This window comes from Aquamicrobium terrae, assembly GCF_040545735.1.
In the GTDB taxonomy this organism is placed as follows: Bacteria; Pseudomonadota; Alphaproteobacteria; order Rhizobiales; family Rhizobiaceae; genus Mesorhizobium; species Mesorhizobium terrae_A.
Genome location: NZ_JBEPML010000004.1, coordinates 62,350 through 83,434 on the forward strand (window position 1 = coordinate 62,350; position 21,085 = coordinate 83,434).

Annotated in this window: 21 protein-coding genes; 14 read left to right on the forward strand and 7 right to left on the reverse strand. The window is 65.8% G+C overall.

The features are described from left to right. On the reverse strand, positions 1 to 618 hold the full coding sequence (gene phnH, locus ABID37_RS07430) for a phosphonate C-P lyase system protein PhnH (protein WP_354193620.1): 618 nt from the start codon (positions 616 to 618) through the stop codon (positions 1 to 3). Then, positions 618 to 1,073, reverse strand: a complete 456-nt coding sequence (phnG, locus tag ABID37_RS07435; protein ID WP_354193621.1) for a phosphonate C-P lyase system protein PhnG — start codon at positions 1,071 to 1,073, stop codon at positions 618 to 620. The genes phnH and phnG overlap by 1 nt, the downstream gene beginning before the upstream one ends. Positions 1,074 to 1,179: 106 nt before the next feature. Here phnG and phnF point away from each other — a divergent pair, with 106 nt between their 5' ends. Then, positions 1,180 to 1,944, forward strand: a complete 765-nt coding sequence (gene phnF / locus ABID37_RS07440; RefSeq protein WP_354193622.1) for a phosphonate metabolism transcriptional regulator PhnF — start codon at positions 1,180 to 1,182, stop codon at positions 1,942 to 1,944. Between the two features lie 84 nt (positions 1,945 to 2,028). Here the strand turns inward: phnF and ABID37_RS07445 are convergent, their stop codons facing one another. Further along, the gene (locus ABID37_RS07445; protein WP_354193623.1) at positions 2,029 to 3,486 is read right to left on the reverse strand and encodes an aldehyde dehydrogenase family protein; all 1,458 of its coding nucleotides are present in this window, start codon (positions 3,484 to 3,486) and stop codon (positions 2,029 to 2,031) included. Positions 3,487 to 3,640: 154 nt separating this feature from the next. Here ABID37_RS07445 and ABID37_RS07450 point away from each other — a divergent pair, with 154 nt between their 5' ends. The 4 genes from ABID37_RS07450 to ABID37_RS07465 all read left to right on the forward strand — a co-directional run bounded on the left by ABID37_RS07450 (position 3,641) and on the right by ABID37_RS07465 (position 7,201). Next, on the forward strand, positions 3,641 to 4,429 hold the full coding sequence (locus tag ABID37_RS07450; RefSeq protein WP_354193624.1) for an SDR family oxidoreductase: 789 nt from the start codon (positions 3,641 to 3,643) through the stop codon (positions 4,427 to 4,429). After that, positions 4,419 to 6,074, forward strand: coding sequence for a thiamine pyrophosphate-binding protein (locus tag ABID37_RS07455; protein ID WP_354193625.1), 1,656 nt, complete (start codon positions 4,419 to 4,421; stop codon positions 6,072 to 6,074). The genes ABID37_RS07450 and ABID37_RS07455 overlap by 11 nt, the downstream gene beginning before the upstream one ends. Before the next feature lie 26 nt (positions 6,075 to 6,100). Beyond that, positions 6,101 to 6,433: a cupin domain-containing protein gene (locus ABID37_RS07460; RefSeq protein ID WP_354193626.1), complete on the forward strand. Its 333-nt coding sequence runs from the start codon at positions 6,101 to 6,103 to the stop codon at positions 6,431 to 6,433. Between the two features lie 84 nt (positions 6,434 to 6,517). After that, positions 6,518 to 7,201, forward strand: a complete 684-nt coding sequence (locus tag ABID37_RS07465) for a GntR family transcriptional regulator (RefSeq protein ID WP_354193627.1) — start codon at positions 6,518 to 6,520, stop codon at positions 7,199 to 7,201. 132 nt (positions 7,202 to 7,333) lie between these two features. On the opposite strand, the gene ABID37_RS07470 is transcribed toward ABID37_RS07465, so the two are convergent. Genes ABID37_RS07470 through ABID37_RS07480 form a run of 3 tightly spaced genes read right to left on the reverse strand, consistent with a single transcriptional unit; the run spans position 7,334 to position 11,032 of the window. Further along, positions 7,334 to 9,676, reverse strand: a complete 2,343-nt coding sequence (locus ABID37_RS07470) for a xanthine dehydrogenase family protein molybdopterin-binding subunit (RefSeq protein WP_354193628.1) — start codon at positions 9,674 to 9,676, stop codon at positions 7,334 to 7,336. Between the two features lies 1 nt (position 9,677). Next, positions 9,678 to 10,166, reverse strand: coding sequence for a (2Fe-2S)-binding protein (locus tag ABID37_RS07475; protein WP_354193629.1), 489 nt, complete (start codon positions 10,164 to 10,166; stop codon positions 9,678 to 9,680). Then, a complete protein-coding gene (locus tag ABID37_RS07480; protein WP_354193630.1) occupies positions 10,163 to 11,032 on the reverse strand; it encodes an FAD binding domain-containing protein in 870 nt (289 codons plus the stop codon). Before ABID37_RS07480 ends, ABID37_RS07475 begins: the two co-directional genes overlap by 4 nt. A gap of 231 nt (positions 11,033 to 11,263) precedes the next feature. Here ABID37_RS07480 and ABID37_RS07485 point away from each other — a divergent pair, with 231 nt between their 5' ends. The 5 genes from ABID37_RS07485 to ABID37_RS07505 all read left to right on the forward strand — a co-directional run bounded on the left by ABID37_RS07485 (position 11,264) and on the right by ABID37_RS07505 (position 16,162). Continuing rightward, positions 11,264 to 12,274, forward strand: coding sequence for a TRAP transporter substrate-binding protein (locus ABID37_RS07485; RefSeq protein ID WP_354193631.1), 1,011 nt, complete (start codon positions 11,264 to 11,266; stop codon positions 12,272 to 12,274). A gap of 62 nt (positions 12,275 to 12,336) precedes the next feature. Then, a complete protein-coding gene (locus ABID37_RS07490) occupies positions 12,337 to 12,852 on the forward strand; it encodes a TRAP transporter small permease (RefSeq protein ID WP_354193632.1) in 516 nt (171 codons plus the stop codon). 6 nt (positions 12,853 to 12,858) lie between these two features. After that, positions 12,859 to 14,172, forward strand: a complete 1,314-nt coding sequence (locus tag ABID37_RS07495; protein WP_354193633.1) for a TRAP transporter large permease — start codon at positions 12,859 to 12,861, stop codon at positions 14,170 to 14,172. A 40-nt stretch (positions 14,173 to 14,212) separates the two neighbouring features. After that, complete coding sequence (locus ABID37_RS07500) at positions 14,213 to 15,496, forward strand: ArgE/DapE family deacylase (protein WP_354193634.1); 1,284 nt, start codon at positions 14,213 to 14,215, stop codon at positions 15,494 to 15,496. 30 nt (positions 15,497 to 15,526) lie between these two features. Then, positions 15,527 to 16,162, forward strand: coding sequence for an SRPBCC family protein (locus tag ABID37_RS07505; protein ID WP_354193635.1), 636 nt, complete (start codon positions 15,527 to 15,529; stop codon positions 16,160 to 16,162). 64 nt (positions 16,163 to 16,226) lie between these two features. Here the strand turns inward: ABID37_RS07505 and ABID37_RS07510 are convergent, their stop codons facing one another. Continuing rightward, entirely contained in the window at positions 16,227 to 17,156 is a 930-nt protein-coding gene (locus ABID37_RS07510) for a LysR family transcriptional regulator (RefSeq protein ID WP_354193636.1), read from the reverse strand. A gap of 307 nt (positions 17,157 to 17,463) precedes the next feature. Here ABID37_RS07510 and ABID37_RS07515 point away from each other — a divergent pair, with 307 nt between their 5' ends. Genes ABID37_RS07515 through ABID37_RS07530 form a run of 4 tightly spaced genes read left to right on the forward strand, consistent with a single transcriptional unit; the run spans position 17,464 to position 21,043 of the window. Continuing rightward, positions 17,464 to 18,444, forward strand: coding sequence for a TRAP transporter substrate-binding protein (locus ABID37_RS07515; protein WP_354193637.1), 981 nt, complete (start codon positions 17,464 to 17,466; stop codon positions 18,442 to 18,444). Further along, a complete protein-coding gene (locus ABID37_RS07520; protein ID WP_354193638.1) occupies positions 18,441 to 19,250 on the forward strand; it encodes a maleate cis-trans isomerase family protein in 810 nt (269 codons plus the stop codon). The genes ABID37_RS07515 and ABID37_RS07520 overlap by 4 nt, the downstream gene beginning before the upstream one ends. Then, positions 19,247 to 19,747 carry a TRAP transporter small permease gene (locus ABID37_RS07525; protein WP_354193639.1) on the forward strand — a complete coding sequence of 167 codons (501 nt, stop codon included), beginning with the start codon at positions 19,247 to 19,249 and terminating at the stop codon, positions 19,745 to 19,747. The genes ABID37_RS07520 and ABID37_RS07525 overlap by 4 nt, the downstream gene beginning before the upstream one ends. A 12-nt stretch (positions 19,748 to 19,759) precedes the next feature. After that, entirely contained in the window at positions 19,760 to 21,043 is a 1,284-nt protein-coding gene (locus ABID37_RS07530; RefSeq protein WP_354193640.1) for a TRAP transporter large permease, read from the forward strand. The last annotated feature ends 42 nt before the right edge of the window (positions 21,044 to 21,085 follow it).

The window sequence follows — 21,085 nt, forward strand, 5'->3', positions numbered from 1 at the left end:
CTAGACCTCCATTTCGCGTGCAATCAGGCGCGCCGTGCGCGGCAGACAGGCGAGGGCATCGCCGGCGGCCAGCACAAGGTCGACCCCGCGCGGAAAGGCCCGGGTGTTTTCTTCCCATCGTGCGGCAAAGTCCTCGGGCAGGCCACGAGGCGCGATCGTTGCCGTGCCGGGGATGCCCGGCCCACGGAAGGCAAGCAGTGCGCCGCCGTCGAACGCCTCGATCGCGATGACCAAAGTTGCCGAGCGGTCGGGATATTCCTGCGTGCCCTGCGCAAAGCCGCCCAGATCGGGCAAGGCCGCGCCGTCGCCGATCAGGGCGAAGGCCGCTTCGGCGGGCTGGTCCGCAAACGCTGCGCCGGTGTGGAACACCAGCCATTCGCGCACCTGTGCGTTCTCGCCGAGCACAGGGTCCAGCCAGACCGGCGTGTCGGCGTCCAGCAACGTGGAGGCGACCGCGCCGACGACGGGCGGCAGCGGCGCCGGCGGTGCCGCGCACGGCCTGACGCCGACGATGGTCGCCGGCCGCGCCATTGCGTCCATCAGCGCCCGGAAGACGGCCTGCGCATCCTGCACGGGATCAGAAAATCCGCCGTCCAGCGCCATTACCTCGCTTCGCATCAGTCTTCTCCCCGCACCATGGTGAAAAAGTCGACGCGGGTGGCTGCCGTCTCCTGGCGCCGCGTCTCGTCTGCCGCGTCGAGTTCGCGTTGCAGCGGCGCGATCATTTGCGCGTCGACAAGCGTTGCCATATCCGGCCGGCGGCAGACCGCGTCGATCAGCGCGGCGATGCGGGCCTTGTCCATGTCCCGGCCGAGCGCAACGGCATGGCCAACGGAGCCATCGTCCAGACGGACGCTGGCCCGCGTCACCGTCGCCTCGCCGAAATTGAAGGGTTCTCCGCTGCCGCCGATGCGACCCCGCAAGGTGATCAGGCCGCATTCGGGGCCGCGCAGGACCCGGTAGGCGGGCGCAAGGTCGAGGGTCGCCCACAATTCCCGCAGCCGGCTAGTCCCGGCTCGCGCCAGAACCGACATCCGGTTCCTGCGCAGGGCGATCTCTTCGTGGCTATGCATGTTTGCTCCAGTTTGTCTATTAGTCTAGACAAATCGATGAATTGGAGCCACCATAGCCATGCCAGATGACGGGTACATGACAGGGATCGGGAACGGGGATGAAGCAATGACGGCGCAATTGCAGCGAGGCCTTGGCGTCGCCCTTTGGCGGCAGATCGCGGACGGCATACGGGCCGGGATCGCCAATGGGCTGGCGGACGAGACGGGCCGGCTGCCACCGGAAGCCGGGCTGGCGGAACGCTTCGGCGTCAACCGCCATACGGTGCGGGCGGCCATCGCCGCGCTCGCGCATGAAGGCGTGCTGGAATCGCAGCAGGGGCGTGGAACCTATGTGCGGCGCCGGCAGCGTCTCATCTATCCGATCGGCGAGCGGACCCGCTTCTCCGCCGGGCTCGGCGATCAGGCGCGCGATACGCGCAGCGACATGATCGGCTCAGCAAAAGAACAGGCCACCGCCTGGGTGGCGGCGGCGCTCGGCCTCGAAACGGGGAGAGACGTGATCCGCCTGGAAAGCCTCGGCCGGGCCGACGGCATTCCGGTGTCCCGCTCGACCTCCTGGTTCGCGGCGGATCGCTTCGAGGGCATCGCCGAATTGTTCGCCCGCACCGGCTCCGTGACGGCCGCGCTCGCCGGTTTCGGTATTTCCGACTACCGCCGCACCTCGACCTCGATCGAGGCGCGCCATGCCGAGGAAGCCGATACGCGCGAGCTGCAGCTGGCGCCGGGGGCCATCGTGATCGTCACGCGCGCCGTGAATGGCGATTTGTCCGGCGCGCCCGTCCAGTGCTCGGTGACGCGCTTCGCCGCCGACCGGGTGGAACTGCGGGTCGAGGCCGCAACCCCGGGGCCGGATGGCAGCTCCGCCGGTTAACAGGCCCTCATGGCCCCGATTCCAGATCCGGCGCATGGGTCCATGCGCCGGTCTTTGTGGGGGCCGCTCTTGCCCGCGTTGCCGTCAGGGCATGGGGTGGTGGATGGCGATGTTCTTGACCTGCTGGTAGGCCGCCAGCGCTTCCAGCCCCTTTTCGCGCCCGTAGCCTGAAAGCTTGTAGCCGCCGAACGGGAACTCCACGTCGAGCCCGACGCCGAAGGAATTGATCCACACCTGGCCGACGCGCAGCTTCTCGCCGACGCCGAGCGCCTTGTCGATATTGGTGGTGTGGATGCCGGCCACCAGCCCGAAGGGCGAGTCGTTGGCGCCAGCCACGGCCTCGGCCGCGGTGTCGAAGGGGATGACGGTCAGGATCGGCCCGAAAATCTCCTCGCGGGCGATACGGGTGGCGTTGTCGGCGCCGACGACCAGGCCCGGACGCACGAAGGCGCCATCGGCAAGAGCCGGTGCGGAAGGCAGTTCGGCGCCCAGCAGCAGCTCGCCTTCCTTGCGCGCCACGTCATAATAGGCCTCGACGTCCTGGCGGTGGCCCTTGTTGATCAGCGGGCCCATGTCGGGATCGTCGATGCCGGCGCCCAGCGTCATGGCGCTGATGCGCGCATGCAGCCTCTCCACCACCTTGTCATGGACCGAGCGCTCGACGAACAGGCGCGTGCCGGCGTTGCAGACCTGGCCGCAATGGGTGAGGAAGCCGCCGGCGACGAGCGGCAGCGCCCGGTCGAGATCGGCGTCGGCGAACAGGATTTGCGGCGACTTGCCGCCCAGCTCCATGTTGCAGGGCACGGCGTGCGAGGCGGCGGCGACCAGCACGCGCTCGCCGGTCGGCACCGAGCCGGTGAAGGTGATCTGGTCGACGCCCCTGTGGCGGGCGAGCAGGTCACCGGCCAGCGAACCGCGGCCGTTGACGAGGTTGACCAGCCCTTCCGGCAGGCCTGCTTCCTGGCAGATCTTGACGAATTCATAGGCGGTGACAGGCGTGTCGGCCGACGGCTTGATGATGACGGCGCAGCCGGCGGCAAGCGCGGGGGCGACGCCGCGGGCGATGAGCTGGAAAGGGTAGTTCCACGGAATGATGTGGAGGCTGACGCCGACGGGCTCCTTCACCGTCCAGTCGGACCAGTCCGGCCCGAGCGGAATGGAGTTGCCTTGCAGCTTGTCGGCCGCGCCGCCGTAGAATTCGAAGAAGCGGGCCGAGCAATCCACCTCCCAATAGGAATCGCGCAGCGGCTTGCCGCTGTCGGTGCTCTCCTTGCGCGCGATCTCGTCGCGGCGGGCCAGCATCAGCTCGCCGATGCGATGCAGGACGCGGCCACGCTCGAACGGACGCATACGCCGCCACGGGCCGTTGTCGAAGGCCTCGCGGGCGGCGGCGACCGCCATCTCCACCTCGGCCTCGCCGGCCCGCACATACTCGGCCACGACGGCGCCGGTGGCGGGGTCGAAGGACCGGCCGACCCCGTCGGAGGCTTCGTTCAAGATCCTGTTTCCGATGACGAGGGGGATCAGCGGCGTATCGGTCATGCGATGTCTCCTGGGCTTGGGCGCAATGCCCATTTCATTGCTTCTGCTCCAATTCATTTTGTATGCAAATAGAAAAAGATTGTCTACATGAATTGACATCGTGTTTACACGCTGGTAGCCAGAATCCAGGTGAGGATGCCGGAGAGAGGGCCAGATGGAGCTTGGGTTGAAGGGTAAGCGGGCGCTGGTCACGGCGGCATCCCGCGGCTTGGGACGAGCTTCGGCGCTCGCCCTCGCGGCCGAAGGTGCTTGCGTCGCGGTGGCCGGCCGCAACCCGGAGGCGATGGCCTCGCTGGTGGAGGAATTGCGCGCGGCCGGCGCAAGCGACGTCTGCCCGGTGCGCATGGACCTGACGGACAGGAGTTCCCTGAAACCGGGCGTCGATCAGGCAGTGGAGCGCTTCGGCGGCCTCGATATCTTCGTCGGCAACACCGGCGGGCCGGTCTCGGCGCCGTTCCTGGACGTGCCGCGCGAGGGCTGGGAGGCGGCGCTGAACGAGAGCCTGCTGCCGATGGTCGATCTGTGCCACGCGGTGCTGCCGCATATGCAGGCCAATCGCTGGGGCCGCATCATTTTCATCACCACCGTCGGCGTGAAGATCGTCCAGCCCAACATGGTGCTGTCGGACTCCGTGCGTCTGGCCGTGGTCGGGCTCGCCAAGTCGCTGTCGATCGAGTTCGCCCATGAGGGCATCATGGTCAACTGCCTGTGCCCGGGCCCATTCGCCACCGACCGCATGGAATATCTGGTCCGCTCGAGCATGGAGCGCGACGGGCTGGACCGGAAGGCGGCCGAGGCGCTGTGGCTGGAGGAGGTGCCGGTCGGCAAGTTCGGCAACCCGGAGGATTTCGGTGCAATCGTCGCCACACTGGCTTCGGAGCGTGCAGGCTTCATCACCGGCACGGCCATAGCCCTCGATGGAGGAAAATCCCGTGCTTACTAAGAACAACGCATCCGACACGGCCGTCACCGACGGCGGCGCGGCCATCGTCGCCTGGTTCAAGGCGGCGGGCGTGCGCAACGTCTTTTCGGTTTCAGGGGGGCCGATCAACGCGGTCTACCGGGCCTGTGCGAAACAGGGCCTGCCCCTCATCCACACCCGTCACGAGGCGGCGGCCTGCTTCATGGCCGAGGCGCAGGCGCGCGTCACCGGCGAGGCCGGGGCGGCGGTCGTCACCCTCGGTCCGGGCGTGACCAATGCAGTGACGCCGGGCATGGTCGCCATGCTCGCCGGTACGCCGGTGATCATCGTCGGGGCGCAGGCCGCGACCCGGTCGGCGGAGCGTGGTGCCGGCATGGCCTATGACGTGCTGCCGCTGATGAAGGGCGTGACCAAATGGGCCGCGCGCTGCACCGATGCGGACCGGCTGCAGGAATATCTCGACATCGCCTGGCGCAAAATGTGGGCGGGTCGCCCCGGCCCGGTGTTCATCGAAGTGCCGACCGACATTCTTTCGGCCCCGCTCACGGCGGCACCGCAGACCAGCCGCCCGCCCATGCCGGGCCGTCCGGGCCTTTGCGGCAAGGACACGGAGGCGGCCCGGGCCGTGCTTGCGGCCAGCCGCCGGCCTCTGCTCATCCTTGGCGACGAGCTGTTCTTCGACCGTTCGGACCGGCTTGCCGAGGCGGTGGAACGGCACGGCCTGCCCTTCGCCACCATGCGCCTGGCCCGCGGCATCGTCGACGAGCGCCACGACAACTGGATGGGTCCGGCCTACGCGCCGTGCAACCAGACGCTGCGCGCGGCCATGAAGAAGGCCGACTGCATCGTCCTGCTCGGCCATCATTTCGAGTTCGACCTTGAATTCGGCGATACGGTCGATGCCGACACCCGCATCGTCCAGGTCTGCTCGGACCAGGAACTGCTGCACCGAAACCGCCGCGCCGACGTGGCGCTGGCCGCTTCCCCGGCGGCTTTCGTCGAGCTGCTGGCCGGGCTTCCGCCGCTTGAGGTGGAAAGCGGCTGGACGAACGGGCTGGTCGGCGAATGGCGCAAGGAACACGACGCCCAGCTCGGCGAGGGCGATAACAAGGGCATTCATCCGATCGCCGCGGTCGATGCGGTGACCGGGGCGGCACCGGAAAACACCATCTATGTCACCTCGCACGGCAATGTGGACTTCTGGGCCGATGCCAGGCTGCGCATGCCGGCGCCCGGCCGCTACCTGCGCGCAGGCCAGTCCGGCGCGCTGGGGGCGGAGGTGCCCTACGGCGCCGGCGCCAGCTTCGCAGATCCCGATGCCCCGGTGGTCGTCTTCGTCGGCGACGGCGGTGTCGGCTTCCATGTCGCCGAACTGGATACGGCCGAGCGCTACGGGCGGGCCTTCATCATCGTCGTCCTCGACGACGAGCTGTGGGGCGCCATCGCCCTGCCGCAGGAGATGAGCTTCGGCGAGACCTATGAGATGGGCCTGCCGCGCCGCGACTGGGCCAAGGTTGCCGAGGGCTTGGGCGGCCGCGGCTATCTGGCCCGCGATGCCGAGGCCATCCAGGCTGCGGTCAGGGATGCCATCGCCAGCGGCAAGCCGGCCATCATCCAGGTTCCGGTGCGCAGCGTCATCAGCCCCTACATGGCCTACATCTCGTAGGCTTCGCAGAGATCGGAGAAGCAGACATGAACATCTGGAAAAACGGCGCGGCCGCCGGCATCACCCCGCCCGCCCATTTCGGCGGCCTCACCGTGCTCGACGTGGTGCCGTTCAAGGACAGCAACTTCTCGGTCCAGGTCTCGCGGGCGCCGAAGGGCGGCGGCGGCGAGATGCACCATCACGACGACTGGTCGCAGGTCTTCTACATGGTCAAGGGCCGCATGACCTTCGACAGCGGCAAGGAACGGTTCACGCTCAATGCCGGCGAGGCGGTCCTGTTCGAGCCGGGCGACCCCCATTACACCCTCAACGAAGGCGACGAGGAGGCCGAATATCTGGTCATCACCGTCCAGCAATAATGATAACGTCGACAATATCGGCGCTTGCAACGGGCTGGATGAACATGCATCTAGCAGATTGTATGCAAGATTGGAGATTTGCCGGTGAGCGAAGTCGTGCAGGATGAGCGGGAGACCAGATTGTCGGCCGACAATCTGGTGCGCCTGCTCGAGGATGACATTCTCAACAGTGTGCTGAAGCCCGGCGACAGGCTGGACGAGCAGTCGCTGGCGCGCCGCTTCGAGGTCTCGCGTACGCCCGTGCGCGAGGCCTTGCGCCATCTGGCATCGAGCGGCCTGGTCGACATCAGGAAGAACCAGGGCGCCACCGTGCGACGGCTGACGACCGCCGAGCTTATCGAGATGTTCCAGGTCATGGCCGAGTATGAGGGCCTGTCGGCGCGTCTTTCGGCCCGCCGCATGAGCCGCGACGAGATCGCCGAGATGCGCCAGTGGAACGAGGAATGCCAGGCGCACGCCGGGAAGGAAGATCTCGACAGGTTCTACGAGGCCAACAACCTCTTCCACGACACCATCTTCCGGGGCGCACGCAACGTTTTCCTGCAGGAGGAAAGCCGCAAGCTGCGCAACCGCCTGCACGTCTACCGCCGCCACATCACCAGCCCGCGCAAGATGGCCAAGTCGATCGCCGAGCACAGCCGCATCGCCGATGCGATCGTGGCCGGCGACGAGGACCTCGCCCACGCGTTGATGCGCCAGCACGTGGACCTGCTGGCCGGCACCGCCGCCGACGTGCTGCTGGCGCTGGAAAGCGACAGCATCGGCTGAAGCCGGACCCGATCTATCCCCAAACGCGAGGCGGTCTCGCGGCCGTTCTGACGAACGCCGCTCCGCTGCTCCAGCCCGGTTTTCCCTCTTCTGAACAGGAATGGCGGGACCTTGTTGTCCCGCCGGAAGCCGTCAGGCCTGCCCGCGGATATGCCGCGCGAGTTTCCACACCGCATCGGTGTTGAGCGGCGTGTTGGTCACGCCGATTTCCAGCGCGTTGGCAACGGCATTGGCGATGGCCGCCGCCGGCCCGATGGCACCGCCTTCGCCCAACCCCTTGGCGCCGAGCGGCGTCAGCGGCGTCGGCGTCTCGATATGGTGGACCTCGATGTCAGGGATTTCGGGCGCCAGCGGCATCAGATAGTCGGCGAAGCTGGTGGTCAGCGGCTGGCATTCGGAATCGTAGACGAAATGCTCGAACATGGCCGAGCCGATGCCCTGTACGACGCCGCCGCGCACCTGTCCGTCGACCACCAGCGGGTTGAGGATGGTGCCGCAATCCTCGACGACGACGAAGCGGCGCAGCTTCGTCTTGCCGGTTTCGACGTCGATCTCGACCACCGCCGCATGCACGGCATTGGCATAGGAGCCGTCGGCCGGCCCGTCGACGCTGGCATGGGCCTCCAGCCCCGGCGTCATGCCTTCGGGCAGTTGGTCGACATTGCGCTGGGCGATGCGGGCGAGCCGGCGGATCTCGATGAAGCTGCCGGGATTGTCCCGCACCGAGGCCTTGCCCTCGGCCAGCACGATCTGGTCGGGCTTGGCCTGCAAGAGGTGTCCGGCGATGGCGCGCAGCTTGTCGGCGATTTTGGTCGCGGCGACGTGGACGGCGCCGCCGCCCAGCGGCCCGCCGCGGCTGCCCCAAGTGCCGACCGAATAGGGGGTGGTCATGGTGTCGCCATGGCGCACGAAGACGTCCTTCGGCTCGATGCCGAGCGCGTCGGCGGCCACCTGCGCCATGGTCGTCTCCAGCCCCTGGCCGTGGTTCTGCAGGCCGAGGTCGATGGTCACCCCGGCATCGGGCGACATGTCGACGCGGGCGGCGATGTAGCCCGTCTCGATGGGAACGCGGCGCCGGGTGAAGTCCGGCGTGCCATGCGCCGTCTGCTCGATGAAGCAGGCAATGCCGACGCCGATGCGCCGGGTCTTCGAATTGCGGGAGGCGGCTGCCTCGGCGATGTCATCGGCCAGCAGCTCGCGGATCTTCTCCAGCGCCTCGGCATAGGAGCCGGGGTCGTAGGTGAAGCCCAGCACGTTGCGGTAGGGGAACTGGCGCACGACGTTCTTGAGGCGGAACTCGATCGGATCGAGACCGAGTTCGGCGGCGATGTCGTCCACCAGCCGCTCCTGCGAGAAGACGGCCGAGGGGCGGGCGACGCCGCGATAGGTGCCGATGGCGCATTTGTTGGTCGCCACGGCGCGGAAGGTCGCCTCATAGGCCTGGAAATCATAGGGGCCCGGCAGCACCTTGCCGACCATGCCCGGCTCGCCGGCCGAGGTGAAGGGGAAGGTGGAATAGGCACCGTTGTCGACGGTGATGTCGGCCTTGAGGCCGAGCAGGCGTCCATCCGCCGAGACATAGGCCTCCAGCGTGTGCTCGTGGTCGCGGGCGTGAATGGAGGCAATCAGGTGCTCGCGGCGGTCCTCGATCCATTTCACCGGGCGCCCGGTCTGCATGGCCAGCCACGCGACCAGCACCTCGTCGGCGAAGACCTGGCCCTTGACGCCGAAGCCGCCGCCGACATCCGGCGCGACGACACGGATGCGGGATTCGGGCAGGCCGAGTTCCTCGGAGATATAGGTGCGCACCAGATGCGGCATCTGGGTGGAGGACCACACCGTCAGCACCCGGCTGGCGGTGTCGAAGCTCGCCACCACGCCGCGGCATTCCATCGGCACGCCGGCCTGGCGCTGGGTGCGGTAGGTGCGGCGGATGACGTGCGCCGCCTGTGCCTTCGCCGCCTCGAGGTTGCCGCCCTTCATCTGGCGCTGGACGATGACATTGCCGTTCCAGCCTTCGAACAGCGGTGTGCTCTCGGGATCGCGCGCCTGCGCCATCGTGCCCACCACGGGAAGGGGGTCATAGTCGACGAAGACCAGCTCGGCCGCATCCTCGGCCTTGTAGGCGTCCTCGGCCAGAACCACGGCGACCGGCTCGCCGACGAAGCGCACCTTGCCCTCGGCCAGCAGCGGCTGCTCCGAATATTGCATCTCGGGATAGTCCTGATGCGCCTTCATCGACAGGCCCGCCGTGTCCTTGCCGGTGAACACCCAGGTTGGATAATCGAGGTCGGCGAGCCCGGAGGTGTCGACCTCCACAATATTGGCATGCGCCGTCTCGGCCCGCACGAAGTTCAGGTGCAGCATGTCCGGCAGGCGGATGTCGTCAATGTAGCGGGCGGAACCCGAAAGCAGACGGATGTCCTCGAAGCGCTGGATACGTGCGCCGATGTGCCGTGGCTGTTCCGCTTTCATGTCAGGCTCCCGCTTCCAGGCCGGTGCTGACGGCCTTGCGCACCGCCGCGACGATGCCGTGGTAGCCCGTGCAACGGCAGATGTTGCCGCTCATCGCCTCGCGGATTTCGGCGTCGTCGGGCATGCGCTTCTGCACGACCATCTCTTCCACGAAAGGCAGCAGCGTCATGATGAAACCCGGCGTGCAGTAGCCGCATTGCAGGCCGTGCTCGCTCTTGAAGGCCTGCTGCAGGGTATTTTCGGCATTGGGACCCCCGACGCTCTCGACAGTGCGGATGGAAGCGCCGTCGCACTGGGCGGCGAAGGTGAGGCAGGACAGGCGCGGCGTTCCGTCCAGATGCACCGTGCAGCAGCCGCAGGCGCCGTGCGCGCAGCCAATATGGACGCCGGAAAGGCGGAACTCCTCGCGCAGCACATCGGCCAGCAGCCGGCGCGGCTCAACCTGCAACGTCTTGCTGACGCCGTTCACTTCGAGCGTGATTTCGATCATCGTCCTTCCACAGCCTTGTTGCAGGCAGCCTCGATGGCGCGCCGGGTGAGTTCCTCGATCAGACCGCGCCGGTAGCCGGCGGAGGCGACATGGTCGTCGACCGGGTCGGTCGAGGCCGCGAACATGCGCGCCGCCTCGGCCGCGCGGGGAGCATCGAGCGGCTTCCCGCGCAGGAAATCCTCGATCTCCGGCGCGCGGATGGGAACGAGGTCCGCGCCGCAGCAGACCAGGGCGGCCCGGGCGATTCTGCCCGCGTCGAATTCGAGGGTGACGCCGATCGAGGCGGTGGCGAAGTCGCCGCTGCGTTCGGCCTGTTCGATGAAGCTGCCCCTGGAGTTGGCCGGCGGCACGGGGAATTCCACCGCCACCACCATTTCGCCCGGCTCAAGTGCCGTCACATAGGCGCTCAGGAAGAAGTCGGCGGCCTTGATGCGCCGTTCGCCGGCAGTGGAGCGCACCACGATCTCGGCATCGTGGAGCACGCAGACCGCCGGAAGCTCGGCGGTTGGGTCGGCATGCGAGATGCTGCCTCCGATGGAGCCGTTCCGGCGGATCGTGGGATGTCCGATATAGTGGACGGCCTCGAGAAAGGCCGGAAAATGCCGGGCGATGAGCGGGTGGGCGAAATAGGCGATATGGCGGGTCAGGGCGCCGATTCGCAACACCTGTCCGTCGCTCTCCATGGTGTCGAGCGGCAGCCGGTTGATGTCCACCAGATGGCCCGGCCGGGCGAGGCGGAAATTCATCATCGGCACCAGGCTCTGGCCACCGGCGATCGGCCGCCCGTCCTCGCCGAATTCGCCGAGCAGCTCCAGGGCATGTTCGAGCGATGTGGCGCGATGATATTCGAATGCTGCCGGTCTCATCACTTTCCTCTCGAAGTGCTGGTCACCGCGTTTCTTCCGCGAGCCTTCCTTATGGCCTTGATGTGGTGAAGGCAAACTAGGCGACGCACAGTTTGTATGCAATAGCAAAAAAATTGTAGACAAGCTGCAAAGCTGCGCATTATGGTGCAAGCGCGATCGGGAGGAAGCCGATGGCTGAAGTCGACAAGGCCGGCGCGGTCGGGCTGCGCGGCGATCCCATGGGGAGGAACAATGTCTATCAATTTTAGCTTTACGCGAGGCTGGAGTGCCGTGGCATTCGGCGTCGCCTTGCTCGGCAGCACGGTCGCCCACGCCCAGGACACCGTCACGCTGAAGATGGTCGGCGCCTGGGCGCCGGGGTTCTCGCCGACGGCCGAAGTGGGCAAGAACTTCATGGAGAACGTGAACAAGCTGGGAGAAGGCAAGGTCAAGGTGCAATATATCGGCGCCGACGATGTGCTGCCACCCTTCGACCAGCCCGAAGCGCTGGTCAACGGCGTGTTCGATGTCTGGTACGGCGCGCCCAACTACTGGGCCGGCATCGTTCCGGGCGGCGACATCACCGAGCTCTCGCCCATGACCGTTCCCGACGGCGGCCCGGGTTCGCCGCTTTATGACTATATGGCCAAGCTCTACGCCGCCAAGGGCGTGCGCTATCTCGGCCATGCCGCCGGCGATCCCGGCGAGGGCGCCCACTACATATCCTCCAACTTCGCGGTCAAGTCGGTGGACGACCTGAAGGGCAAGAAGCTGCGCGTGGCGCCGCTCACCCGTCATTTCGTCCAGGCCGCGGGTGCCGAATCCATCACCCTGCCGCCCTCCGAAATCTTCCTTGCCATGGATCGCGGCACGGTCGAGGGTTTCTCCTGGCCGGTGGCGGATGCCTTTACCCGCTATGGCTGGCAGAGCGTGACCAAATACATGATCAACCAGCCGATGTACCGCAGCGGCGGCAGCGTGGCGATGAACCTCGACAAGTGGGACAGCCTGTCGCCCGAGGTGCAGGAAATCCTGCTGAAGGCCATCGCCGAGACGCAGAACTTTGCCCTGGAATGGTTCGACAAGAACCAGAAGGAGCAGGAGGCGATCATGAAGGAGGCCGGCATGGAAATTGTCGAAATCTCCGATGAAGAAAAAAAGCGCTGGACCCAGGTCGCCAACGACTCCTTGTGGGCCTACTACGAAACGACGCTCGGCAAGGAGCGCGTTGACGAGGTCAAGGCCCTCTTCGCGGGCGAATAAGCCACGCGCCGGCAGGCACGACCTGCCGGCTTCCCCTTCAACCATTTGCATTGACGGACCCTATGAAACTGTTCGGACGGCTCCTGGACCGTATCGTCGATGCTGGCGCGTTGCTGGCCAGCATCATCCTTGTGGTAATGATGCTTGCAACGGTGTTGAAGGTCGTTCTGCGCGCCTTCTTCAACCACGGCATTCTGGGCATCGACCAGATAAGCGGCACGATGATGGTCTACATTACCTTCCTCGGCGCCGCCTGGGTGCTGCGGCGCGACGGCCACGTTTCGGTCGACATCATCACCAGCAATCTGCGTCCGGCCGCACAGCGCATCGTCATGGTCGCCAGTTCGCTGCTCGGCGCGGCGGTCTGTTTCGTGCTGACCTGGTTCGCGACCAAGGCGGTGATGCTGTCCCTGCAACGCGGCATCGTGGTTGCAGCGGAGCTGGAAATTCCGCGCGCCGTCAATCTTTGGGTCATTCCGCTCGGCTGCCTGCTGCTCGGCATCGAATTTCTGCGCCGCGCCCGCCGTTTCCACAGGGGCGAGGCCGCCCTTCCCGACACTCCTCGCCTGGAGGCCTGAAATCTCATGGAATGGTGGCAGTTCCTTCTTCTGTTCTTCGTCGGCCTGGGCGTTCTCATGGCCATTGGCCTGCCGGTGGCAATCGCCTTCCTGCTCGTCAATCTGGCCGGCGTTTTCTATCTGTGGGGCGGGGTTTCCGGTTTCAATCAGCTCATCCTGAGCATCGACAGCTCGATCTCGACATTCGTCCTCGTGCCGGTGCCGATGTTCATCCTGATGGGCTCGATCATGTTCTATTCGGGCATCGCCCAGCGCATGATCGAGGTTCTCGACCAATGGCTGGGCTTTGTCGCCGGCCGATTGTCGGTGCTTGCCATCGGCGCGGGAGCGCTGCTCGGCACCCTGACGGGCATGGCGATGGGTTCCGTCGCCATGCTGGGCTCCACCTTGACGCCCGAGATGGAACGGCGCGGCTATGCCAAATCCATGTCGCTAGGCCCTATCCTGGCCAGCGGCGGCCTCGCCATCCTGATTCCGCCAAGCACGCTTGCCATCGTGCTGGCCAGCCTGGGCGGCTTCTCCGTGGCCAAGATCCTGATCGGCATCATCGTGCCTGGCATTCTGCTGGCGATCCTGTGCATCGGCTACATAATCATCCGGGCGACGCTGCGGCCGCATGAGGCGCCGGCCTATGAGGCGCCGCGCGTGCCGATGGCGCAGCGTCTGCGCGATGCCGCGCTCTATCTGGTGCCGCCCCTATGCGTGGTGGTGATGATCATTGGCCTGATCTTCTTCGGTACGGCGACGCCGACCGAGGCGGCGGCCATCGGCACGTTCCTCACCTTCGTTTTGGCCTTCGTCTACCGCCGCTTGAACTGGCAGGTGCTGGTCAAGGGCGTCAGCCAGGCGATGCAGCTTTCGGTGATGATCCTCATCATCCTCACAGGTTCCGCCGCCTTCAGCCAGTTGCTGTCCTTCTCCGGCGTCACCGGCGCCATCACCAATCTGGCCGGCGACCTGCCCGTGCACCCGCTGGTGCTGCTCATCCTCATGCAGCTGATCGTCATGTTCCTCGGCATGTTCATCGAGCAGACCTCGATCGTGCTGGTGACCATCCCGATCTTCCTTCCCATCGTGCATCAGATGGGCTGGGATCCGATCTGGTTCGGCATCATCATGATGGTCAATCTGGAGATGGCCACCATCACTCCGCCCTTCGGCCTGTCGCTGTTCGTCATGAAGGGCATCGCCCCCCGCAACACGACGATGGGCGACATCTACCGGGCAGCCATTCCCTTCATCCTTATCAACATTCTGCTGATGGGCCTGATGATCGCCATGCCGGATCTCGTCCTCTGGCTTCCCAACCAGATGAAATGACGGCCGACCGTCCAGCCCAACATCATACCGGAGTATCCTGATGACCGACGCGACACGCCAGCGCATCCTCGACAAGATCGACGCCTCGAGGGAAAGCGCCGTCCAGTTCCTGCAGAAGATGGTCTCCATCCCCAGCGTCACCGGGGACGAGGCGGCGATCCAGGCCTTCCTCGGCGACTATCTGAACGGCATCGGCCTGGACGTCGACATGTGGGAGACGGACTGGGAGGAGCTGAAGAAGCACCCCGGCTATCGCCCGGTCGCCCGCGGCTATGAGGGCCGTCCCAACATCGTGGCCACCGCCAAGGGCACGGGCGGCGGCCGCTCGCTGCTGCTCAACGGCCACACCGACGTGATTCCCGTCGGCAATGGCGAGGGCTGGAGCGACAACCCCTGGTCGGCGGCGATCAGGGACGGGCGCATCTACGGGCGCGGCTCGTGCGACATGAAGAGCGGCGTGGCCAGCCACATCCTCGCCGTGCAGTATCTGAAGGAACTGGGCATCGAGCTGAAGGGCGACGTGCTCATCAATATCGTCATCGACGAGGAGGTGAGCGGCCACGGCACGCTGGACACGGTGATCCGTGGCTACACGGCCGATGCCGGCATCTCGGGCGAGACCAGCGACCTGCACGTGCAGCCGGCCTGCATCGGGCGCATCTGGTTCGAGATCGAGATCCAGGGCAAGCCGGCCGGCATCCAGCAGCGTTATCTGGGCGTGAGCGGCATCGCGCTCGGCCAGAAGATCGTCGAGGCCGTGCAGGAGCTGGAGGACGAGCGGGTGGCCACGGTGACGCATCCGCTCTATCCGAGCGCCATCGATTCGCTGCCCTGCATCATCGGCTCGTTCCAGGCCGGCAACTATCCGAGCGCGTTCCCGGCAACGGCGCTGCTGAAGGGCTCGATCGGCACGGTGCCGGGCGAGGACCACGAAGGCGTCAAGCAGAGCCTGGTGAAGAAGATCGCCGAGGCGGCGGCGAAGGACCCTTGGATGAAGGACCATCCGCCGGTGGTGCGCTTCGTCGGCTACGATGCCGAGGCCTCCGAGATTCCGCGCGACCACGCCATCGTGCATACGGTGGCGCGCAACTACACGGAGATCACCGGCAAGGAGCCCATCATCAGCGGCCGCCAGGGCGCCGCCGACACGCGCTTCCTCAACAGCTATGGCGAGACGCCGACGGTCATCTTCGGGCCCGGCTCCACCGCCGTCATGCACGCCAACGACGAATATGTGTCGATCGACGATTACCTCGCGGCCATCAAGGTCATGGCCCTGTCGATCTACGACTGGTGCAACGCCGAACCCCTCGCCAAAGGCTGAGCGCACCAGCACGCAGAAGGAGCAGTTGAAATGCCTGAGTTGAAGCAGAACTTCACCGTCAACCATCCGCGCGCCATGGTCTGGGCGCGCTTCCAGGATTTGCCGAACGTCGTGCAGTGCATACCCGGCGCGGCCCTGACCGAACAGTCTTCGCCGACCAAGGCGAAAGGACGCATGACGGTGAAGCTCGGCCCGGTGAAGGCCGATTTCGGCGGCGAGGTCGATATCGAGGCGGACGAGGCCTCCTATACCGGCAAGATCATCGGTGCCGGCATCGACAAGAGCCATGCCTCCCGCGCCAAGGGCAACGTGGTCTATACGCTGACCGAAGCCAATGGCGGGGCCGCCACCAACGTGGATGTGGCAGTGGACTACACGCTGTCGGGCTCGCTGGCGCAGTTCGCGCGCGGCGGCATCGTCGAGGCGGTGGCCGAGCAGATCTGCCGCGAGTTCGCCCGCAATCTCGAAGGCCAGCTCAATGCCGCCAGCCCCGTGGCGGATGCACAGGAGGCCGTCGTTGCCGTGGATGGCACGGACGGTCCCGCTGCCGTTCCGCCGCCGGTGCGGCAGCCCGCGCCGCCCAACGAGCTCAACATGGTCAAGATCATGATGGCGGTGATCCGCTCCAAGTTCCGCAAGCTGGCGGCCGCCGTCACGGGACGGTGATCCGATGACGGTCCCGGCGCAGCGCTTTCGGCAACGTGCCGGAGACTGCGCCGGCCGACTGTCGTCACGGGCGCGCCGGCGGCGTGCCGAACAGCCCTCCCGGGGCGAACGCTTCCTTCAGATAATCGGCAAACATCCGGGCCGCCGGGCGCATGGTCTGGCGGCGCAGGCTCAGGCTCATCACGTGGACGGGCGCCAGCCGGTCCTCGATCGGCAGCACCGCGATGCGCGAGCCGTCATAGCCGAATGTGGTGCCCGGCACGGCGTTGTGGATGGTGTAGCCATGACCGTGGCCGACGAGCCCGCGGATCAGCTCGTAGGAGCGGGTGCGGTAGACGATGCGAGGCTCGATCTTGCAGGCCAGGAACAGGCTGAAGAAATATTCGCGCGAATGCGGCAGGTCAAGCAGGATGAAGGGCTCGTCGGCCAGCTCCCGCAGCCTCACCGAGCTGCGCCCGGCCAGCGGATGATCGGCCGCCACCAGCACATAGGGCGGCAGTTCGGCCAGCACCTCGCCGACCACCTCGTCGGTCAGGGCGTAGGAATAGGCCAGCGCCGTCTCCATGCGCCCCGAAACCAGCCCGTCGAGAATTTCCTGCTGGTTGCCTTCCTCCAGATTGACAGAGATGCCGGGAACGCGCTGGGCGAACTCGGCAAGCAGACCGGGCATGAAGCGCGTGGCCAGCGTGACGAAGCTGCCGACCGTGATCTCGCCGGACAAGCCGTCGCCCAGCGACATGATGCTCTGTCCGAAATCACGTGCATGGTTGAGCAGAAGTCTGGCATCCTTGACGACGCGCCGGCCGGCCACGGTCAGGGTCACGCCGCGGGCATGATGGCGCACGAAGATCTGGGCCCCGAGCTGCTCCTCCATATGGCCGATCGCCGCCGAGATGGAGGGCTGGGAGACGTTGAGCCGACGCGCAGCCTCGGTCACGGAGCCGGTGTCGGCGGTGGTGACGATGTAGTTCAGCGTGCGCAGGGAGAGATGCATAGGCAAAACCTATCTTGATTATGGGGTAAAAGTATTTTTATTGATGCCGATCCTGTGATCAAGTCAATACAAGAAATCAATGAGGTGAATCGTCCAAAGATGATGATCTCCTCGAGGGTGAACGATGGCATGTCGCCGGCCACCAAAGGGGAAATGGCTGCGATATGGGCATTTCAGAAAGATTTAGGGCAACATCACTGCCGTAATTTCGGGCATCCGGCCTGATGATTAGGCAAAATCCGGGCGCTGCCTCTGGGGCGGCGTCGCGAATGACTGAATTCATATCTGGAGAAACGGGAGGAAAGACATGCTCGGAAAATACAAGCTTGCGGCGCTGGCCGCCATCGGCCTCGTCATCGGGTTCACCGCCGGGGCCGACGCCCAGACCCGGTTGCGCCTCGCGGTCGAGACCACGGGCCGCGACCCGACCAATGTCATGCTGGGCGCGTTCCGCGACGAACTTCAGGCCGCGGCGGGCGACGAGGTGGCGATCGAATATTTCGAGGGCGGCGCGCTCGGTGACGAGAACGCCCTGGCCGAGCTGATCCGCGCCGGCCAGGTCGAGGTTGTCTCGATGGGGTCCGACATCGTGGCGCTGGACAGCAAGTTCGCGGTCTTCGACATGCCGTTTCTGCTCAAGGACAAGGCTACTGCCCGCGCCGCCATGGATGGCGAACTGGGGACGTTGCTGGCCGAGTCGCTGCGCGAGACGGTCAACCTGGAAGTGCTCGGCTATGGTGAGCTGGGCTTTCGGGTGATCAGCAACAATGTCAAGCCGATCGCCAAACCGGAGGACCTGAAGGGCCTGAAGCTGCGCACGCCCAGCAACGAGGGACGCATCGTCGCCTTCAGTGCGCTTGGCGCGGCGCCGACGCCCATGCCGCTCGGCGAAGCCTATGTGGCGCTCCGGCAGGGCGCGCTGGACGGGCAGGAAAACCCACTATCGGTGATCAAGGAATTTTCGCTGTTCGAAGTGCAGAAGTACATTTCCATCACCAATCACGTCTACACGCCGATCATCCTGACCATGAACGGCAGCGCCTGGGACGCACTCAGCCCCGAATTGCAGGCCAAGCTGAAGGATGCCGCGCGCAAGGCAGGCGAGAAAACCCGCCAGCTTTCCGACGAGAGCGACACCAAGCTGATCGACGAGTTCAAGGCCGCCGGCGTTGAGATCAACACCATCGATCCCGCCGCGTTCCAGGCGGCGGCCGAGCCGGTTGCGGAAAAGCTCGCCAACATCGTCACGCCCGAATTCATGAACAAGGCGCTGGAGATCGTGAAGTGAACACCCAGTTGTTACAAAGGACCGCAAGCGGGCATCATCCCCGCTTCCGCTACGACGGCGATGGCTCGCTGGCCCGGATCGGACTGATCTTCATGGCCTCCAGCGTGGTCATGGAGGCCGAGATGTGGGCGATGGCGGCCGAGGGCGTCTCGGTCCACACCACGCGCATCAGGCTGCCCAAGGTGACCGTCGAGGGCATCGAGGAGATGATGAACGCGCCGGAACTGGAGCAGGCCGCGCGCCTGCTCGGCTCGGCCCCCATCGACGTGCTGTGCTTCGGCGGAACCAGCGCCTCCTTCCTGCATGGAACGGCCTATGACGTGGCGCTGACCCGGAAGCTGCAAACCTGGGCACCGGGGCCGCACATCACCACAGCCTCGACCGCCAGCCTTGCGGCGTTGGCGCAGGTGAAGGCCGGCCCGGTGGTGCTGGCCACGCCCTATGTGGACGGCGTGCATGCGCGCGCCATCCGCTTCCTGGAGGAAAACGGGCACACGGTGCTGCGTCACCGCAACCTCGGCATCGACAAGGATCAGGCGCTGGCCGAGGTGCCGCTGGAGCAGGTCTACGACATGGTCATGGACATCGATCATCCCGACGCCACAGCCGTGTTCATAAGCTGCACCAATTTCAGGTCGGTCGGCGCCATAGAGGCGCTGGAGACGGCACTTGGCAAGCCGGTGATCTCCGCCGTCCAGGCCTCGTTCTGGCACAGCCTGAAAGTGGCGGGCGTAAAGGGAGCGAAACCGGGCTACGGGCGGCTGTTCGCAGGGCTCGAAGCCGATGAGCCGGGAGGTGCCGGATGAGCGACATACAGGGAATTGGAATCGATATTCCAGGCGAGGCCGAAAAGGTGAAGCCGCGAGGGTTCGTCAATGCCTGCATGGAATGGCTGGCCGTCCTGCTTCTGGGCGTGACGACGCTGCTGGTCCTCGGCAACGCGCTCAGCCGCTATGTTCTCAACATGCCGCTGCCCTGGACGGAGGAGCTGGTCATCAACATGCTGGTATGGCTCGGCGCCGCAGGCATGGTGATCGCCACCATGCGCGGGGCCCTGATCTCGTGCGACATCCTCACGGGTCCGCTTCCGCCGCGGGCGGCGCGCATGCTGATGATTGGCTGCACGCTGTTCTCGATCGGGGTCATGGCCATTTTCAGCTGGCTGACCTGGCAATATCTCATGGTGTTCGGCAAGGACCTGACGCCCGTGCTGCGCATCCCCAAGGGGTGGGTGATCGGCGGCCTGTTGTTCACCACCGTGGGCGTGACCATCGCGCTTGCCGCAAACCTGCGCCGGCGCTGAGGAGAAACGGACATGTTATGGCTTGCAGTTGCAACGATCCTGACCCTGTGCGTGCTGGCGCTGGCCGGCGTGCCGGTGGTCATCGCGCTCGCCGCCTCTGTGCTGGTGTTTCTCGGCATCAGCGGCGGTTGGGCGCTGTCCTTCCCGCAGCAGACGATCTCCGGCATCAGTGACTATATCCTGATCACCCTGCCGCTGTTCATCCTTGCCGGCGGGCTGATGAACGCCGGCGGCATCGCCGACCGGCTGTTCGCCTTCGCCAGCGCCATGTTCGGCTGGCTGCGCGGCGGCCTTGCCCATGTCAACGTCGCCGTCAGCCTGATGTTCGGCGGCATGATCGGAACCTCGGTGGCCGACCTGGCCGGCGTCGGCTCCGTCGTCATTCCCAAGATGAAGGAGGAGGGCTATCCGGGCCCGTTCTCGGCGGCCCTGACCGCGACCGCGTCCGGCATCGGCATTCTCGTGCCGCCAAGCTCGCCGATGATCCTCTATTCGGCGGTCACCGGCACCTCGCTCGGAGCGCTGTTCCTGGCCGGGGTGGTGCCCGGTCTGGTGATGACGCTGGTGCTGATGCTGACGGTCGGCATTCTGGCGCGCCGCCACGGCTGGAAGCCGATGCAGGGCTTCGCCTGGCAGGAACTGGTGCGCACCTTCCGCCGCGCCGTGCTGCCGCTCGGCATGCCGACGCTGATCTTCGGCGGGCTGGTGCTGGGCATCTGCACTCCGTCCGAGGCGGGCGCGTTCGCCGTCGCCTATGCGCTGGTCCTGTCGATGCTCGTCTACAGGACATTGAGCCTGCGCCAGCTCAAGGAGGTCATGGTCGACGCGGCCATCCTCACCGGCGAGGTGCTGATCGTCGTCGGTTTCTCGACAGCACTCGGCTGGGCCCTGTCGCAGGCAAGGGTGCCGATCGCCCTGGCGGAAGGGTTGCAGTACCTGTTCCCCTTCGAGTCCACCATTCCGCAGATCCTCGTGCTGCTCGGGCTGGCAATCGTCGCCGGCATGGTGCTCGACCCGCTGATCCCGATGATCATGCCGATCCTTCTGCCGACGCTGCTGGCGCTGGATGTGGACCTTGTTCACTTCGGCATATTGATGGTCGTCACCGTCATCATCGGGCAGATCACGCCGCCGGTGGCCCTTGCCCTGCTCGTGGCGGCCCGAATAGGACAGGAGGACGTGCTGAAGGTGGTGCGGGCCAACACGCCCTTCCTGCTGGCGCTGTTCGGCTTCCTGCTGCTGCTGGTGTGTTTCCCGGCAATCTCCACGACGCTTCCCAACCTGCTGATGAAGTAACCCGGCCGCCCTTGCCAGCAAACCCTGCCGTCACGATGCCCG

Bases quoted from the DNA above. Each gene is read 5' to 3' on its own strand.
- phnH (WP_354193620.1), bottom strand. From the start codon at position 618: ATGCGAAGCGAGGTAATGGCGCTGGACGGCGGATTTTCTGATCCCGTG.
- phnG (WP_354193621.1), bottom strand. From the start codon at position 1,073: ATGCATAGCCACGAAGAGATCGCCCTGCGCAGGAACCGGATGTCGGTT.
- phnF (WP_354193622.1), top strand. From the start codon at position 1,180: ATGACGGCGCAATTGCAGCGAGGCCTTGGCGTCGCCCTTTGGCGGCAG.
- ABID37_RS07445 (WP_354193623.1), bottom strand. From the start codon at position 3,486: ATGACCGATACGCCGCTGATCCCCCTCGTCATCGGAAACAGGATCTTG.
- ABID37_RS07450 (WP_354193624.1), top strand. From the start codon at position 3,641: ATGGAGCTTGGGTTGAAGGGTAAGCGGGCGCTGGTCACGGCGGCATCC.
- ABID37_RS07460 (WP_354193626.1), top strand. From the start codon at position 6,101: ATGAACATCTGGAAAAACGGCGCGGCCGCCGGCATCACCCCGCCCGCC.
- ABID37_RS07470 (WP_354193628.1), bottom strand. From the start codon at position 9,676: ATGAAAGCGGAACAGCCACGGCACATCGGCGCACGTATCCAGCGCTTC.
- ABID37_RS07475 (WP_354193629.1), bottom strand. From the start codon at position 10,166: ATGATCGAAATCACGCTCGAAGTGAACGGCGTCAGCAAGACGTTGCAG.
- ABID37_RS07480 (WP_354193630.1), bottom strand. From the start codon at position 11,032: ATGAGACCGGCAGCATTCGAATATCATCGCGCCACATCGCTCGAACAT.
- ABID37_RS07485 (WP_354193631.1), top strand. From the start codon at position 11,264: ATGTCTATCAATTTTAGCTTTACGCGAGGCTGGAGTGCCGTGGCATTC.
- ABID37_RS07490 (WP_354193632.1), top strand. From the start codon at position 12,337: ATGAAACTGTTCGGACGGCTCCTGGACCGTATCGTCGATGCTGGCGCG.
- ABID37_RS07495 (WP_354193633.1), top strand. From the start codon at position 12,859: ATGGAATGGTGGCAGTTCCTTCTTCTGTTCTTCGTCGGCCTGGGCGTT.
- ABID37_RS07500 (WP_354193634.1), top strand. From the start codon at position 14,213: ATGACCGACGCGACACGCCAGCGCATCCTCGACAAGATCGACGCCTCG.
- ABID37_RS07505 (WP_354193635.1), top strand. From the start codon at position 15,527: ATGCCTGAGTTGAAGCAGAACTTCACCGTCAACCATCCGCGCGCCATG.
- ABID37_RS07510 (WP_354193636.1), bottom strand. From the start codon at position 17,156: ATGCATCTCTCCCTGCGCACGCTGAACTACATCGTCACCACCGCCGAC.
- ABID37_RS07515 (WP_354193637.1), top strand. From the start codon at position 17,464: ATGCTCGGAAAATACAAGCTTGCGGCGCTGGCCGCCATCGGCCTCGTC.
- ABID37_RS07525 (WP_354193639.1), top strand. From the start codon at position 19,247: ATGAGCGACATACAGGGAATTGGAATCGATATTCCAGGCGAGGCCGAA.
- ABID37_RS07530 (WP_354193640.1), top strand. From the start codon at position 19,760: ATGTTATGGCTTGCAGTTGCAACGATCCTGACCCTGTGCGTGCTGGCG.